This window comes from Myxococcus sp. AB025B (assembly GCF_006518215.1).
Classification (GTDB): Bacteria; Myxococcota; Myxococcia; order Myxococcales; family Myxococcaceae; genus Myxococcus; species Myxococcus fulvus.
Window position 1 is genome coordinate 1 of sequence record NZ_SRLW01000228.1, and the last position, 16,365, is coordinate 16,365.

A 16,365-nucleotide genomic window follows, 5' to 3' on the forward strand; every position below is an offset into this window, starting at 1 on the left:
CCCCGTCATCGTGCCCCGTCCCGTGCTGAGCCCCATCCTGGCGCCCCGGGTGTCGGACGAGGAGGTGCTCGCGGTGTGGGACCGCTGGCGGCAGGCGCGCTCGACGAACGACGTCGGCACGGCCGAGAAGGCGCAGCAGGAGCTCCTGACGCTCAAGCAGGAGCTGCTCGCCGCGGACCTGGAGCCCATCAGCGTCGGCTTCCTCCGCGAGTCCGATGTCCGGCGTCGGGCCGGGGACATGGGCGGCGCGGTGCGGCTGGCCCGGCTCGCGGTGGAGCTGTCGCCCCGGCTCCCGCTGGCGCACTTCGAGCTCGCGGAGCTCTATGCCCAGGAGGACTTCACCGCCGTGGGCCGGGTGCTGGGCGAGCTTCGCGCCGCCTTCCTGTCCCTCGCGTTGGATCCCCGCTACCGGGGGCCGGCGCTGGCGGACCTGGGCTCGTTGTTGCTCCTGGCCTGGTCGGCCACGGCCGTGCTCTTCGTCGCGCTGCTGTTCCTCAGGCGCGTGCGCTACGCGCTGCACGACTTCCACCACCTGCTGCCGCGAGCCGTCGCGCGCTGGCAGTCGGCGCTGCTCGGGGTGCTGCTGCTCGGGCTGCCGCTGACGCTGCCGTGGGGGCTGGTGCCCCGGCTGCTGGTGCTGCTCGCCGTGGTGGCGGCGTACCTGACGAACCGGGAGCGCGTCGTCTCCGCCGTGCTGGTGGCGGGGCTCGGCCTGACGCCGCTCGCCGCGGGACAGCTCACCCGGGTGACGGCGTTCGCGGGCACGCCCGCCGAGGACGTATTTCTGTTGGAGCGCGGTGGCCTGTCCGCCGAGGGCGCCGTGGCCCGCGTCAAGGCGCGGCACGAGTCGCGCGCGGCCAGCTTCGCGGAGCTCAACGCGCTGGGGCACTACGAGTCGCGCCGCGGTCTGCTGGAGGACGCCCGCGCGCACTTCAAGGCGGCCTCGGCCGTGCGCAGCGGGGACGCGCGCCTGTTGACCCGCTTCGGCAACACGCTGGTGGGGCTGGGGGACGTGGACGGCGCCGCGCAGCTCTACGTGCAGGCCTCGCAGGCCGACCCGAGGATGGCCGCGCCGCACTACAACCTGGCGCAGCTCCACCGCCGGCGGGCCAAGACGCTGCCGGACTCGGAGGTGGGCAAGGAACTGGACCGCGCGGCCACGGCGACCGCGTCCGCGCAGGCGCTCGATGGCGAGCTGCTCCGCCGCGAGCCCCCTCCGGATGACCGCCTGCTGCTCAACCTGTTGACGCTCGCGCCCACGGTGCCCGCATCGGAGTGGCTGTCGCTCGCGGACGGCTCGGAGGCGGGGCGGCGGGTGGAGGCGCAGCTGTCCGGCTGGGTGTTGCCGGGCGTGGCGCCGGGGCCGGTGTCCTGGCTGCTTCCCGCCGGCGTGGCGGGGCTGCTGGTGCTCTGGGGCCTTGCGGCGCGGCGGCTGAAGGCCGCGAAGGTGTGCGAGCGCTGCGGCCGTCCGGTGTGCACGCGGTGCGACCCGGAGCTGGGCGTGGGCAGCACCCAGTGTGGCCAGTGCGTGAACGTCTTCAGTCGCCGGGGCCTGGTTCCCCAGCAGCTGCGTCAGCGCAAGGCGGATGAAGTGCAGCGCCACCAGGCCTGGGTGGGACGGGTGACGTACGCGGTGGGCGCGCTCCTGTCCGGCGCGGGACACGTCTTCTCCGGGAGCACGGTGCGCGGGGCGCTGTACGCCTTCCTGTTCCTCTTCGCGCTGGCCGCCTCGCTGCTGTATCGGGGCCTGGTGCGCGCGCCGTACGCGGACGCGCCGCTGTACCTCAAGCTGGTGCCGGCGGTGCTGCTGCTGGTGGGCATCCACCTGATGTCGCTGCGGGGCCTGGTCCGGCTGCGCAGGGGAGAGGAGTAGCCATGTCCCTGAAGGGAACGCTCAAGGACTTCGGCATCGGCGACATCCTCCAGCTCATCGGCCAGCAGCAGAAGACGGGCTCGCTGCAACTGGAGAACAAGGACCAGGAGGTCCGCATCGGCTTCCGGGACGGCCACATCATCAAGGTCGAGAGCGTCACCCGCAAGCGCAAGGACCTCATCGGTGCCATGCTGGTGCGCGCCGAGCTCATCACCGAGACGCAGCTGGAGGCGGCGCTGGAGACGCAGCGGCGCACCCTGAAGCGGCTGGGCGACGTGCTCGTCTCCAGCCACGCGCTCACCACCGAGCGCTTCCAGTCGATGATGCAGCTGCAGGCCACGGAGACGCTCTACCGCCTCTTCACGTGGAAGGCCGGCACCTACGAGTTCATCCAGGAGCCCGTGGAGCCCGACGCCGAGGCCATCCGCCCCCTGCGCGCCGAGACGGTGCTCATGGAGGGCTTCCGGATGGTGGACGAGTGGCCCGTCATCCGGAAGTCCATCCACCGCGACGACCTCTCCTTCGAGCGGCTCAAGGCGCTGCCCCCGCCCCGCGAGGGCGAGGAGGGCGGCGAGCTGGGCGTCATCGCGGGCACCGAGCGCCGCGTGTACGACGAAATCGCGCCCGGCCGGGATTTGCGCAAGCTGGTGGATGTCTGCTGCCTGGGCGAGTTCGAGACCTGCAAGGCGCTGCACAACCTGGTGAAGGGCGAGTACGTCCGGGTCATCCACCCCGAGGGCGCAAGGGCTCCGGCCCCAGGTGACGAGCGGCTGCTCTCACGGCTGGTGGGCGCGGTGGGGCGCGTGGTGGCCACCATGCTGGTGCTGGCGGTGCTGGGGGTGGTCGTCTTCCGGGTGGCGCTCTCCGATGCGGAGCGCACGCGCGGGGCCACGGCGTTCGCGGACCCTGCGGCCCAGCGTCATGTTTCCGATGCCCAACGCGTCCGCATCGAGGCCGCGCTCGAAGTGTTCCGTCTGGAACGGGGTGAGTTGCCGGAGCGGTTGGATGCTTTGGTCCAGGCTGGATTGTTGAGCTCGGAGGAACTCAGATACCCCTGGCGGGAGGAGTACTACTACCGGCGGCTGGCCGCTCGGCGGTTCGTCCTCCTGCCACCCTTGCGCTAGCCTCTGCGTGAAGTCGTCTTTCGGAGCCGGGGGGGGCGGCGTTACGTTGAAGACAACTGGTACCGACCCGAGGAACGACCCGCATTGCGAAACCCCGCCACGTTGGAAGCGCCCGCAGCCGCCGTCACCGCCTCCTCCGCCAAGGTGGACGTCCGTGACAACGAGACGGCCCTGGCGCTGTGCGGCAACCAGAACGAAAACCTCAAACTGATGGAGCGACGCCTCGGGGTCCGTGTGGGACAACGGGGGACGGAGTTCCACCTGTCCGGCCCGTCCGACGCGGTGGCCTTCACGGTGCGCCTCCTGGAGAACCTGGAGGGGATGATCCGCGCCGGTCGCCCCATCTACCGCGAGGACGTGGAGCAGGGCATCAAGGTGCTCGGCCGCGGCGCGGAGTCCCTGCAGGAGGTCATGCTCGGCCCGGTCCTCAAGAGCTCCGGCAACCGGCAGATCGCGCCCAAGAGCATCGCCCAGAAGCGCTACGTGGACGCCATCCGCGCCCACGACATCGTCTTCGGCATCGGCCCCGCCGGTACGGGCAAGACGTACCTGGCCATGGCCATGGCGGTGGCCTTCCTCCAGGAGCGCAAGGTCAAGCGCATCATCCTCGCGCGCCCCGCGGTGGAGGCGGGTGAGAAGCTCGGCTTCCTTCCAGGAGACCTGCAGGAGAAGGTGAACCCGTACCTGCGGCCGCTCTACGACGCGCTGCACGACATGATGGCCGCCGAGCGCGCGGCGCACCTGGTGGAGGAGGGCGTGGTGGAGGTGGCTCCGCTGGCGTTCATGCGCGGCCGCACCCTCAACGACGCCTTCGTCATCCTCGACGAGGCCCAGAACACCACCGTGGAGCAGATGAAGATGTTCCTGACGCGCCTGGGCTACAACAGCAAGGCCGTCATCACCGGCGACGTGACGCAGGTGGACCTCCCCACCGGGAAGCTGTCCGGCCTGAACCACGCCCGCGCGGTGCTCAAGAACATCGACGGCATCCACTTCGCGGAGTTCTCCGACGTGGACGTCGTGCGCCACCCGCTGGTCCAGGAGGTCATCCGCGCGTACGACAAGGCGGAGCTGGCGCAGCGCGAGGCCCACGCCGCTCGCGAGGCCGCCCAGGCCACGGCCTCCCCCTCGGAGTCCGCTCCCCTGGTCGCCATCCCGCCGGAGGCCGCCGTCGGCTGAGCACCTGTCGAGGCTTACGTATGCCCACCCGCGCCTACCCTGGCGGGCGGGCATTCGTATTTCCGGCCCCGTGAATATTCCGGGACGCTGCGGCCTTGATGGAGCCACGGCCCCTATCTAGGGTGAGGACCTCCATGGACGAACCGGAACCGCAGCACCCCGCGCCCAGTCCGTTGGACGCGCTCGCAGCACGCTTTGGCCTGGGCCGAGGCGTCTGGGGGCGGCGTGCGGTCCAGGTGTTCCTCCTGCTCCTCGTGTCGGTGGGGGCGGGCTTCGTCATCTCCCCCGGGCTGTACAGCCAGCAGATCCCCGCCCTCTCCGAGGAGAACCTCGGCAAGCCCTTCCGGGCCAGCTCCCCCGCGGGCTTCAAGGCCGTGCGCGACTACGAGGTCGTCCACCGCGCCATGACGGCCCAGCGGCGCCAGGAGGCCCGCTCCGCCGTCAAGCCTGTCTACGACTTGAACCCGGCCGTGGTGGGACACCTGCGCACCGTGGTGCGCGCGTCCTTCGCGACCATGCGCCAGCGGCTGGCGGAGCTGGCCGAGGCCCAGTCGGAGCTGGAGCCGGAGGAGGGCGCCGCCCCGAAGAAGTCGCGCAAGGCCCCGGTGCTGACGCCCGAGCAGGTGGAGCGTGAGCGCCGGACGCGCGAGGAGATGCAGGCGGAGCTCCAAGAGTTGCTCTTCGGCCAGCGCGACGCGGGGCTGGAGGCCGAGGACTTCCAGGCGCTCTACGCGAAGGGGTTCTCGGACGAGGTGGAGACGGCCACCTTGCTGCTGCTGGAGCGGGCGTACCGCTCCGAGCAGGGCCCGGTGAACGTGGCGGGCTCCCGGGAGGAGCTGGCGCGCGAGGCCCCGCAGGGCCTCACCGTGCGGGACGTGGTGAACAAGGGCGAGGAGACCCTGCCCAACGGCGCGCCGCAGGTGGCGGACATCCGTGAGGCGCACCAGGAGATGGAGCGCTTCGCCTCCATCCCCGGCAACCTCCTGCCGGACGCGCCCGGTGTGCAGCGCCGTGCGGTGCTGCGGCTGGCCAAGCGGCTGGTGCGCGCCAACCTCACCATCAACATCGCGGAGACGGACGCGCGCCGGCACCAGGCCGCGCAGGCGGTGAAGGACGCCGTCATCTCCATCAAGAAGGGCCAGCGCGTCATCGGCGATGGCGAGCTGGTGAACGAGGGGCACCTGGTGGTGCTGCGCGGCATGCGCGCGGAGACGGACCGGCTGGACCTGGTGCAGGTGCAGCTGGGCGGCACGGGGCTGGTGGCCCTGCTGGTGGTGGCCTCGTACTTCTTCTGCATGACGGCGTTCCGCCGCTTCCGGCCCACGCGCAAGGACGGCGTCCTGCTGGGGGGGCTGCTGGTGGGCACGCTGGCGCTCCTGCAGCTCTGGGTGTCCATCGCGGACGCCATCCAGGACCGGTACACGGCGCTGCCCATCGAGGCGCTCTACTACGTGTTCCCGGTGGCCGCGGGCGCCATGCTGGTGCGCTTCATCCTCACGCAGGAGCTGGCGCTCTTCTTCGCCATGGTGTTCGCGTGTCTGGCGGGCGTGATGCTGGGCAACTCGCTGGCGTTCGGCATCTACACGCTGGTGGGCTCGCTGGTGGCGGCCGACCGCATCGTCCGGGCGAAGGACCGCGTGGGCATCTTCCGCGCGGGGCTCGTCACCGGCGCGGCCAACACGGTGGCGGTGCTGTTCCTGTTCCTCGTCGAGGGCAAGGGCCTGACGGCCGACACGGCCATCACCGCGCTGAGCGCGTTCGTCGGCTCGTCGCTCGCGGTGCCGGTGATGGTGATGGCGCTCACGCCGCTCATCGAGATGACGTTCGGCTACGCGTCCGACATCAAACTGCTGGAGCTGGCGAACCTCAACCACCCGGCGCTCAAGGAGCTCATCGTCCAGGCGCCCGGCACCTACCACCACTCCATCATCATCGGCACGCTGGTGGAGAACGCGGCGGAGACCATCGGCGCCAATCCGCTGCTGGCGCGCTCGTGCGCGTACTACCACGACATCGGCAAGGGTCGGAATCCGCTCTACTTCGGTGAGAACCAGAAGGGCGAGAACCGCCACGACTCGCTGGCCCCCGCGATGAGCGCCGTCATCATCAAGCGCCACGTGACGGAAGGGCTGGAGATGGCGCGCCAGTACCGGCTGCCCAAGCTGGTGGCGGACGCGATTCCGCAGCACCACGGCACGCGCACGGTGGGCTATTTCTACCACAAGGCCTTGAAGGAGCAGGAGGGCAAGGAAGGCGCGCCCCCCATCGACGAGAGCATCTACCGCTACCCGGGACCGAAGCCCCAGTTCCGCGAGGCGGCGCTGGTGATGATCGCCGACGCGGTGGAGGCCTCGACGCGCTCCATGGCGGAGCCCACCACGCCCAAGCTCCAGGCCCAGCTCCAGAAGATCATCAACCTCATCTTCTCCGAGGGGCAGCTCGACGAGTGCGACCTGACGCTGAAGGACCTGAACCTCATCTCCCAGTCCTTCCTGCACACGCTCGAGGGCATCTACCACACGCGTCCGGTGTATCCGGCCGGCGCGGTGGGAGGCGGCAAGGCGCCGCCGCTGGTGGTGGCGGGGGGCAAGGCCGTGGAGACCAAGGACAAGGCACGCTCGGCGGGGGCTTCGTGACAGGGGTGCGAGGAGTGACGGCGTGAGACTGCGCAAGGGCAAGGTCATCCCGAGGGATGACGGCAAGCGCATCGAGGAGTTCGTGGGCGCGGCGACCACCGGCACGGACTCGGCTTCCGTGGCGCGCATGCTGGCGCCGCCGGGCTGGGCGGAGCCGGCGCAGCGGCCGGAGTTCGACGAGGTCGTGCTGGTCCTCAAGGGCGAGCTGACGCTCGTCATCGAGGGCCGCCGCGAGCGCATCGCCGCGGGCGAGGTCGGCCTGGTGCCGCGCGGCAAGCGCGTGGTGTACCGCAACGACGGCAAGGGCGCGTGTGACTACTGGTCCGTCTGCGCCCCGGCCTTCCGCCCCGAGCGCGCGCACATGGAGGCCCCCGCGCCCCCGAAGACGGAGAACGTCGTCACGCTGCAGGTGGCGCACCCCCAGGGCAAGGAGTTCGGCCGGCTGCTCACGACGTGGGCGCGCGACTACCTGACGCGCCTGTCGCTGGCGCACTGCGAGCTGTCGCTGTCGCTCGTCGACGACCGGGCCATCCGCCGGCTCAACCGCACCTGGCGCGACAAGGACAAGGCCACCGACGTGCTGAGCTTCCCCGCGGGCGATTTGCCCAAGGGGACTCCGGGCCCCCGGCCCCTGGGCGACGTGGTCATCTCCCTGGACACCGCGAAGCGGCAGGCCAAGGAGTACGGCCGACCGCTGGAGTCGGAGATGGCGCGCTACCTGGCGCACGGGCTGCTCCACCTGTTGGGGCACGACCACGAGCGCCCGCGCGACGCCAAGCGGATGGCGGCCCTGGAGGAGGAGCTGTTGGGCGAGCGCGGCATGGTGGCGGACTCGCTCCAAGTGGACGCGAAGGCCCGCCGGGCGCGCAGCCTGATGTAGGCCTCGCACGGCTCCCTGTCGGACAATCCGGCATCCTGTCGATTGAGTCGGCCATCGCGCATGATAGGTAGGCCGCCTCCCGCGTGTTGGACACAGCCATGCTCCGCCTGTCGCTCATCGCCCTCGGTCTGCTCGGCTTGTTGCTCGCGTCTCCCGCGCATGCGCAGTCGGGGCTTGTGCCCCCCTGGGGCACGGGCGAGAGCCAGGGCGAGGACCTGGTCATCTCATTGGCCACGTTCAGCCCCGGCGACGACGTGCCCGCCTGGTGGGGCCACGGCTCGCTGGTGGTCGAGGACCGCAAGCTCGGCGTCTCGCGTCTCTACAACTACGGGATGTTCTCCTTCGACGACGCCATGCTGGCCCGCTTCGCCATGGGCCGCCTGGAGTTCTGGGTGGGGCAGGCCCGCGCGGAGGCCACCTACCGCTACTACCGCGCCGAGGACCGCGACGTCCGCATCCAGGAGCTGAACCTCACCCCGGAGCAGCGCGAGCAGGTCGCCAGGCGCCTGGCCGACAACGTCCTGCCGGAGAACCGCGAGTACCTGTATCACCACTACAACGACAACTGCGTCACGCGTCTGCGGGACATGATCGACGTGGCCACGGGGGGCCAGTTGCGCGAGGCGGACCGGGCGCCGGGGCGGATGACGCTGCGCGAGCACACGCGGCGCTACACCGCGGTGAACCCGCCGATGAGCGTGCTGCTCGACTTCATGATGAACGATGAAATCGACCACCCGATCACCCGCTGGGAGGAGGCCTTCCTCCCGGACGAGCTGGAGCAGCAGGTCGCCTCGCTCCAGGTGAAGGGCGCGGACGGCCAGCTGCGTCCGCTGGTGGCCCGGCAGTGGAACTATTACGAGGCGTCCAACCGCCCGCGTCCTCCCGTCGAGCCTCCGCCCTGGGGGCCGTGGATCCTGGCGCTCGGGCTGGGGCTCGGGGGCGCCGCGCTGGGGCTGGCCGCCTGGGAGCGCAAGAAGGGCGGCCGGCTGCCCCGGGTGCTGCTCGGGTTGGAGAACGCGCTGCTCGGGCTGGTGCTGGGCATCCCCGGCACGGCGCTCTTCGTCATGTGGTTGGTGACGGACCACACGGTGACGTACCGCAACGAGAACCTCTTTCTGGCCAACCCGCTGACGCTGCTCGCCATCCCCTTCGGGGTGTCCCTCATGCGGGGCAAGAACCCGAAGGCGCGCACGCGGCTGTTCAAGCTCTGGGCGGTGCTGGCGGGAAGCGGCGTCTTGGGCGTGGTGCTCAAGCTGTTGCCGCCGTTCGACCAGGACAACTGGCGGCTCATCGCGCTCATCCTGCCCATCTCCCTGGGGATGGCGGGGGCCTTCGGCCTGGAGCGCCTGCTGGCGCGGCTGCCGGGCGGGGCGCGGGCGTCAGCGCGGCGGGACGGGCCCGTCGCTCGGCTCGAGGCGCCCTGAGGCCTTCACCTTCAACCCTTTCACCCGGGCGGTCGGCGAGCAGCGCCGCGCGCGTCCGAAGACGAGGAACGACACACCATGGCGAACGATTCGATGGAGAAGATCAACGGCCTCAGGGAGCGCGTGTTGGCGCTCCGGGGGCATCTTTGACCTCGACCGCAAGCGCTCCCGCATCGCGCTGATTGAGCGGGACAGCACGCAGCCGAACTTCTGGGACGACAACACCAAGGCGCAGGCGATGTTGAAGGAGAAGTCCACGCTGGAGCTGAGCGTGGGCGCCTACGACAAGGTGATGCGCGGGCTGGATGACGCGCAGACGCTCCTGGAGCTGGCCGCGGAGGCCGGTGACGAGGACACGGCCCGCGAGGCGGAAGGCTCGCTCGAGGGGCTGGACGGCGAGGTCGCCAAGCTGGAACTGGCGCGCATGCTCTCCGGCGAGCAGGACCGCAGCAGCTGCTTCATGGACATCAACGCCGGCGCTGGTGGCACGGACTCCATGGACTGGGCGGCCATGCTGCTGCGCATGTACACGCGCTACTGCGAGTCCAAGGGCTGGAAGGTCGAGATCAACGACGAGGTGCCGGGCGAGGAGGCGGGCTTCAAGAACGTCTCGCTGCGCATCGAGGGCGACTTCGCCTACGGCTACCTCAAGGCCGAGGTGGGCGTGCACCGGCTGGTGCGCATCTCCCCCTTCGACGCCAACGCGCGCCGCCAGACGGCCTTCGCGTCCGTGGACGTCTACCCGGAGGTCGATGACACCATTCAAATCGACATCCCGGAGAAGGACATCGACCTGAAGTTCATCCGCGGCGGCGGCGCCGGTGGACAGAAGGTGAACAAGACGTCCTCCACCGCGCAGCTGCGCCACCTGCCCACGGGCATCATCATCACCTGCCAGACCGAGCGCTCGCAGTCGGCCAACAAGGACATGGCCTTCAAGATTCTTCGCGGCCGCCTGTACGAGCTGGAGATGAAGAAGCGCGAGGCCCTGCGCGACGCCGCCGAGGCCGCCAAGAAGGACATCTCCTTCGGCTCGCAGATCCGCTCCTACGTGCTCGCGCCGTACCGCATGGTGAAGGACCTGCGCACCGGCGTGGAGACGGGCAACGTGGACTCGGTGCTGGACGGTGAGCTGGAGGAGTTCATCACCGCGCAGTTGTTGGGCGTGAAGAACCCCAACCGCAACGCGGCGTTGGATTAGTCGCGCAGTCCGGTGGAACCTTTTCCACGCCCCGCTGTCGGAAGGCGGCGGGGCAGGGGAAAGGGGTAGGCTTCTGGGGCTGTGGCTCCTCCTGGGAGGGAGGGGCCGTCGCGGGAGGACACCGGTGTCACCGGGCGGCGTGCTCGAAATCGGACAGGACGGGCCGGCCGCCGAGGCGTCCGACTCCCGGCGTGAGGACGCGGCCCTGCTGGCGCGCCTTCGCCAAGGGGACTCGGATGCCTTCGAGCAGCTGGTGCGCACCCGCCAGGACCGTGTCTACGACTTCTGCGTCCGCATGCTCGGGGACCGCGAGGAGGCGCATGACCTGGTGCAGGAGATCTTCGTCAGCGTGCACCAGAACGTCCGCCGCTTCCGCGAGGACGCGCGGCTGTCCACCTGGCTGTTCCGAATCACGAAGAACCACTGCATCAACCGGCTGAAGTACCTGAAGCGCCGGGGCCGGGGCCGCTCGGAGGAGTACGACGAGACGAGCGACGCGTGGGTGGACGGCCCGGGTGCCCCGCCCACGCCGGACGCCGCCCTGGAGTCCGCGCGCGAGCGGGCCCGGGTGCAGTGGGCCATCTCCCAGCTGGACCCCGACGCGCGCGTGCTGGTGGCGCTGCGCGACATCGAGGGGCTGAGCTACGACGAAATCGTGGACATCACGGAGTTGCCCGAGGGCACCGTGAAGAGCCGGCTGCACCGCGCGCGCGAGAAGCTGGCCAATCTCCTGGGGCGGCTTGAGCCATGAGCCAATTCCATCGCAGACTCCCGGACGTGGACCCGCGGATGAACCACCGCGAGGCGAGGGCCCTGTTCCTCGCGCTCGCCGACGACGAGCTGCCCGCCCCCCAGGCGCAGGCGGTGCGCACGCACCTGGACGGCTGCGACGAGTGCCGCCACGGGTGGGAGGGCTATTCGCGCACGGTGCAGCGCGTGCGGGGTGTGCAGAAGGAGAAGGCCCCCCCGGCCCTGGCGTCGCTGGTGATGACGCGCGTGCGCCGCCAGCGCCGCTTCGGCCTCAAGGGCCTGCACATGGCGCATATGAACCACCGCTTCCCGGTGGAGATCCTCATCCCCCTGCTCCTGGCCGCCGCCGTGGCCGCCTTCCTGGTGATGGCCGCCCCCTGAAGCTTCCCGATGTGTTGCGTTGCGTCCCGGGGGAGCCTTGGCTACGGTGCCGCGCCTCTTGGAAGGGCGCGCGATGGCTGAAGACCAGAACAACGACCTGGGTTCGAAGGAGCAGGAAATCTACGAGCAGCGGCTGGAGAAGGCCGCGAAGTGGCGCGAGGCCGGCTTCAACCCGTACGGCAACGGCCACGCTCCCCAGCACCTCGCCGCCGACATCCTCGCCAGACACGCGGACTCCACCCCGGAGTCGCTCGAGCAGACCCCCGTCACCTACGACGTCGCGGGCCGGCTGGTCGCCATGCGCTCGTTCGGCAAGGCCGCCTTCATCAAGCTGCGGGACCGCTCGGGCGAAATCCAGGTCCACATGAAGAAGGACGCGCTGGCGGACGCGTACGAGGTCTTCAAGCTGTGCGACCTGGGCGACTTCCTGGCCGTCACCGGCACGCTGTTCCGCTCGAAGACGGGCGAGCTGACCCTGGCCGCGACGAAGTTCTCCCCGCTGACCAAGTCGCTGCGTCCGCTGCCGGAGAAGTGGCACGGCCTGACGGACGTGGAGATCCGCTACCGCCAGCGCTACCTGGACCTGGTGTCCAACCCGGACGTGAAGCAGACGTTCCTGCGCAGGAACAAGCTCATCCGCTTCATCCGCTCCTTCCTCGACGGGCGTGACTTCATCGAGGTGGAGACGCCCATGATGCACCCGCTGGTGTCGGGCGCCGCCGCGCGGCCGTTCTCCACGCACCACAACGCGCTCGACATCGACCTGTACATGCGCATCGCTCCGGAGCTGTACCTGAAGCGATTGGTGGTGGGTGGCCTGGAGCGCGTCTACGAGGTGAACCGGAACTTCCGCAACGAGGGCATCAGCACCCGGCACAACCCCGAGTTCACCATGCTCGAGTTCTATCAGGCGTACGCCACGTACGAGGACCTGATGGACCTGAGCGAGGAGATGATCTCGGAGGCGGCCAAGGCCGTCACCGGCGACTCCAAGGTGAAGTACGGCGAGCACGTGCTGGACTTCGGCAAGGGCTGGAAGCGCATCTCCATGACGGAGGCCATCCGCGAGGCGCTGGGCAGCGCGCTGTCCGACAAGGACATGGCGGACGAGGGCAAGCTGCGCCACGAGCTGCTCAAGACGACGCGCGGCGAGGCCGAGCGCCGCGCCGTGGACACGATGAACCACGGGGAGCTGGTGGGCGCGCTCTTCGAGGCCCACGTCGAGCACACCCTGATTCATCCCACCTTCATCACCCATTTCCCCACCGCCGTCTCCCCGCTGGCCCGGCGCAACGACCAGAATCCGGAAATCGCGGACCGGTTCGAGCTGTATGTGGCGGGTCGGGAAATCGCCAACGCGTTCTCCGAGCTCAACGACCCGCTGGACCAGAAGGGCCGCTTCCAGGCCCAGCTCGACGCCAAGCAGCGCGGGCAGCAGGAGACGATGGACTACGACGAGGACTACATCCGCGCCCTCGAGCACGGCATGCCCCCCACGGCGGGTGAGGGCATCGGGATTGATCGCCTCGCGATGCTGTTCACGGATTCGCAGAGCATCCGCGACGTCATCCTGTTTCCCCTCCTCAAGCCACTGGCGAAGTAGCCAGGAGGCCAAGTGCACTCGGCAGAACGGCAGACCGTCCATCGCTGGAGTCTCATCTGGGCCGGAGGACTCGTGGCCCTGGTGGGCCTCATCCTCGTCGGCCTCTCCATCTCCGCCTCCGAGGCGTGGGCGGAGGTGGCCTCGGCCCTGGGCCTGTCGCTCTTCGGTTGGGGTGGGGTGGCCCAGCTCGTCGACGGCGTGATGCTGCTGCCGGCGCAGGCCGCCGCGAAGCAGTCGCTCCCCCTGGGCAGCCCCGGCTTCCTCTGGTCGGGGGCGCTCGCCTGGCTGGTGGGCTGGGGGCTCATCGCCTCCGGCATCCGCCGCGCGCCCGAGCCCACGGAAGGCCCGAGCCCCGCGGCCGGCGCCCCGCTGTATCCTCGCCTGGCGCGCTACCGGGACTTCTACTGGAGCACCCTGGCGGCGTACGGCGGCGGCATCCTGCTGGCGGAGCTGGTGCTGGTGCTGCTCCAGACGGTGCTCTCCAGCGGCGTACCCTCCACGGACCTGTCCTCCGCGCGTGACGCGGGCGGCGGCTTGTCGCTCCCGCCCACGGGGGCGTTCGCCATCGCCCTGGTCGTCGCGGGCCTGGTCGCCTTCATCTCCGGCTTCGTGGGCGCTTCGCGCGCGCAGCGGCTCGCGCTGCCCGAGGCCACCATCGGCGTGCTCTACCTGGGCCTGCCGGTCCCCATCCTGCTCACGCTGATGGAGCGGATTCCGTCGCTCCAGCTCGCGCTCGGCTACCGGCTGCGCGAGGTGACGTATGTCGCGGGACTGCTGGGCCGCCCGGAGCTGGCGTACTGGCTGACCTTCACCGGGCTGGTGCTGGCGCTGGTGCTGGGCATCAACACGGGCTTCATCGCCGCCGGCAGCGGGCGCGTGGACCTGAAGCTCGGCTTCGAGCTGTTCGTCGCGCGCCGCCACGTGGCGGTGTTCCGCCCGTCGCTCCTGTTGGGGACGCTGGCGGTGCTGATGTTCGGCATCATCCCGCCGCTGCTCGTCTACTTCATCATCCGCGCCGCCGAGGCCGCGGTGGAGAAGACGCGCATCCGCTCGCTGGGCCTGTCGGACCCGCTGGCCGCTTCCGAGGCGCTGCACAAGCTGAAGCTGCGCGAGCAGTCGCCGACCATGATGATGACCGCGCTGTCGGTGGGCGGCGTGGGCGTGGGGGTCATGGCGCTCATCATCGTGCTGTCGGTGATGAGCGGCTTCGAGGCGGACCTGCAGCAGAAGATCCTCGGCACCAACGCGCACGCGGTGGTGTCGCGCTACGCGGGGGATTTGCCCGAGTACCCCAAGGTCATGGAGACCATCCGCAAGGTCCCGGGCATCGCGGGGCAGACGCCGTTCATCATCAACCAGGTGATGATCGCGTCCGAGGGCAACGTCGACGGCGTCATCATCAAGGGCATCGACCCGAAGACGGTGGGCGACGTGACGGACCTGCCCCGGAACATCCTGGGCGGCGGCTCGCTCGACATCCTCTACACGCCGGAGAAGATCCTCTCGCGTGGCGGGGACGAAGAGGAGGCCGAGACGCCGGCGGGGGAGGGTGACGAGGCGCCCGCGGAGGACGACATCATCCGTCGCACCGGCCCCGCGAAGAAGACGCCCGTGCTGCCCGGCATCGTGATTGGCCGGGAGCTGGCCGCGTCCCTGCGCGTGGTGGTGGGGGACCGCGTCAACGTTGTGTCCCCGCTGGGCACCGAACTGTCGCCGTCCGGCCCCGTCCCCAAGAACCGCGCCTACCGCGTGGCGGCCATCTTCTACTCGGGGATGTACGAGTACGACTCCAAGTTCGTCTACATCCTGCTCAAGGAAGCGCAGGACTTCTTCGGCGTCCAGGGCGCGTCCGGCATCGAATTGAAGGTGCTCGACATCGACGACGCGCGCCGCATCGCCGGGCAGGTGGTGAAGGCGCTGGGCGGCTACCCCTACCGGGCCCGCGACTGGGGCGAGATGAACAAGAACCTCTTCTCCGCGCTGCGTCTGGAGAAGCTGGTGATGGGCATCATCCTCTCCATCATCATCATCGTCGCCGCGGGCCTCATCGTCGCCACCGTCATCATGCTCGTGCTGGAGAAGCGCAAGGAGATCTCCGTGCTCAAGGCGCTGGGCGTCCCCGATGGCGGCATCGTGAAGATCTTCCTCGCCGAGGGGCTCCAGATTGGCGTCGCCGGCGGCCTGCTGGGCCTGTTCTCCGGCCTGTCGTGGTGCCTCTTCATCGAGAAGGTCGGCATCAAGCTGGACCCCGAGGTCTATTACATCCCCGCGCTGCCGGTGCGCGTGGAGCCCCTGCAGACCGCGCTGGCCGTCGTCATCGCGGTGCTCGTCACGTACCTGGCCTCCATCTACCCGGCCCTCAAGGCCAGCAGCGTGGAGCCGGTGGAAGGGTTGAAGGCGGAGTAGCCATGACGCTGTTGTCCATCCGCAACGTCTTCAAGAGCTACTTCCTGCACGGCAAGCGCATCGACGTGCTGCGCGCGGTGTCGCTCGACATCGGCAAGGGAGAGCTCGTCTCGCTGGTGGGCGCCTCCGGCGCGGGGAAGAGCACCTTCCTGCACGTGCTGGGCACCCTGGACGCGCCGGCCGCCGGGGAGGTCTTCTTCGAGGGCCGCTCCGTGTTCGCCATGAACGACGCGGAGATCGCCGAGTTCCGCAACCAGACGATGGGCTTCGTCTTCCAGAGCCACTACCTGCTGCCGGAGTTCACCGCCCTGGAGAACGTGGCCATGCCCGCGCTCATCCAGCGCAAGGACCGCGCCGGCGCCTATACCTATGCCCGGGAGCTCCTGGAGCGGGTGGGACTGGGACAGCGGGTGGACCACAGGCCGGGGGAACTGTCCGGTGGTGAAGCCCAGCGGGTGGCCCTGGCGCGCGCCCTGGTGCTCAAGCCCGCCGTCCTGCTCGCCGACGAGCCGACCGGCAACCTGGACCCGGCCACCGGCGAGGGCATCCATCAGCTTTTGAGGGACGTCAACCGGGACCTGGGCATCACCGCCGTGGTCGTCACCCACAATGAAACCCTGGCCCGTTCCATGCCCCGCCGCCTGCGGTTGGCAGGGGGGCAGGTGTCGGAGGCTTGATGGCTCCGCGCTTTTGGATTGAGGGTCTTCGGCCCCTTCTCGTAGATTGCCCCGCCTTTTCCTGGCCGGTCTCCCCTTGAGGCACCCCGTTCTGTCGCGCAAGTCACTGCTCCCGCTGCTAGCGGTCGTCCTGTGGTCGCTCGTGCCCGGCTCCGTCCAGGCGCAGGTGAACGGGGGTGCGCCTTCCGAGGCCCCGGTTCCGAGCTCCCCCGCGCCCGCAACCCCGAC

The 16,365-nt window shown here is 69.9% G+C and carries 12 protein-coding genes; all 12 read left to right on the plus strand.

What is annotated here, in order from left to right; genetic code table 11:
- The coding region (locus FL311_RS44305; protein ID WP_141330599.1) for a M48 family metallopeptidase at positions 1–1,873 on the plus strand (1,873 nt) is incomplete at its 5' end.
- Between the two features lie 2 nt (positions 1,874–1,875).
- Complete coding sequence (locus FL311_RS30430; protein ID WP_141330601.1) at positions 1,876–2,997, plus strand: DUF4388 domain-containing protein; 1,122 nt, start codon at positions 1,876–1,878, stop codon at positions 2,995–2,997.
- Positions 2,998–3,081: 84 nt separating this feature from the next.
- The gene (locus tag FL311_RS30435) at positions 3,082–4,176 is read left to right on the plus strand and encodes a PhoH family protein (protein ID WP_141330603.1); all 1,095 of its coding nucleotides are present in this window, start codon (positions 3,082–3,084) and stop codon (positions 4,174–4,176) included.
- Between the two features lie 134 nt (positions 4,177–4,310).
- On the plus strand, positions 4,311–6,812 hold the full coding sequence (locus tag FL311_RS30440) for an HD family phosphohydrolase (RefSeq protein ID WP_194869420.1): 2,502 nt from the start codon (positions 4,311–4,313) through the stop codon (positions 6,810–6,812).
- Between the two features lie 22 nt (positions 6,813–6,834).
- The gene (gene ybeY / locus FL311_RS30445) at positions 6,835–7,692 is read left to right on the plus strand and encodes an rRNA maturation RNase YbeY (RefSeq protein ID WP_141330607.1); all 858 of its coding nucleotides are present in this window, start codon (positions 6,835–6,837) and stop codon (positions 7,690–7,692) included.
- 98 nt (positions 7,693–7,790) lie between these two features.
- Complete coding sequence (locus FL311_RS30450) at positions 7,791–9,119, plus strand: DUF4105 domain-containing protein (RefSeq protein WP_141330609.1); 1,329 nt, start codon at positions 7,791–7,793, stop codon at positions 9,117–9,119.
- Positions 9,120–9,197: 78 nt separating this feature from the next.
- Positions 9,198–10,320, plus strand: a protein-coding gene (prfB, locus tag FL311_RS30455; RefSeq protein ID WP_223745829.1) for a peptide chain release factor 2 whose coding sequence is annotated in 2 segments (ribosomal slippage) — positions 9,198–9,266 and positions 9,268–10,320 — 1,122 coding nt in all. Because the reading frame shifts where the segments join, the coding sequence is not laid out codon by codon here.
- A gap of 124 nt (positions 10,321–10,444) precedes the next feature.
- Positions 10,445–11,071, plus strand: a complete 627-nt coding sequence (locus tag FL311_RS30460; RefSeq protein WP_141330613.1) for an RNA polymerase sigma factor — start codon at positions 10,445–10,447, stop codon at positions 11,069–11,071.
- On the plus strand, positions 11,068–11,451 hold the full coding sequence (locus FL311_RS30465; protein ID WP_141330615.1) for an anti-sigma factor: 384 nt from the start codon (positions 11,068–11,070) through the stop codon (positions 11,449–11,451). The genes FL311_RS30460 and FL311_RS30465 overlap by 4 nt, the downstream gene beginning before the upstream one ends.
- Positions 11,452–11,524: 73 nt before the next feature.
- Positions 11,525–13,054, plus strand: a complete 1,530-nt coding sequence (lysS, locus tag FL311_RS30470; RefSeq protein ID WP_141330617.1) for a lysine--tRNA ligase — start codon at positions 11,525–11,527, stop codon at positions 13,052–13,054.
- 12 nt (positions 13,055–13,066) lie between these two features.
- Positions 13,067–15,460, plus strand: coding sequence for an ABC transporter permease (locus FL311_RS30475; RefSeq protein WP_141330619.1), 2,394 nt, complete (start codon positions 13,067–13,069; stop codon positions 15,458–15,460).
- Between the two features lie 2 nt (positions 15,461–15,462).
- Entirely contained in the window at positions 15,463–16,137 is a 675-nt protein-coding gene (locus FL311_RS30480; protein ID WP_046714818.1) for an ABC transporter ATP-binding protein, read from the plus strand.
- Positions 16,138–16,365 lie beyond the last annotated feature (228 nt).

Bases quoted from the DNA above. Each gene is read 5' to 3' on its own strand.
- lysS (WP_141330617.1), top strand. From the start codon at position 11,525: ATGGCTGAAGACCAGAACAACGACCTGGGTTCGAAGGAGCAGGAAATC.
- FL311_RS30450 (WP_141330609.1), top strand. From the start codon at position 7,791: ATGCTCCGCCTGTCGCTCATCGCCCTCGGTCTGCTCGGCTTGTTGCTC.
- FL311_RS30440 (WP_194869420.1), top strand. From the start codon at position 4,311: ATGGACGAACCGGAACCGCAGCACCCCGCGCCCAGTCCGTTGGACGCG.
- FL311_RS30430 (WP_141330601.1), top strand. From the start codon at position 1,876: ATGTCCCTGAAGGGAACGCTCAAGGACTTCGGCATCGGCGACATCCTC.
- FL311_RS30480 (WP_046714818.1), top strand. From the start codon at position 15,463: ATGACGCTGTTGTCCATCCGCAACGTCTTCAAGAGCTACTTCCTGCAC.
- FL311_RS30465 (WP_141330615.1), top strand. From the start codon at position 11,068: ATGAGCCAATTCCATCGCAGACTCCCGGACGTGGACCCGCGGATGAAC.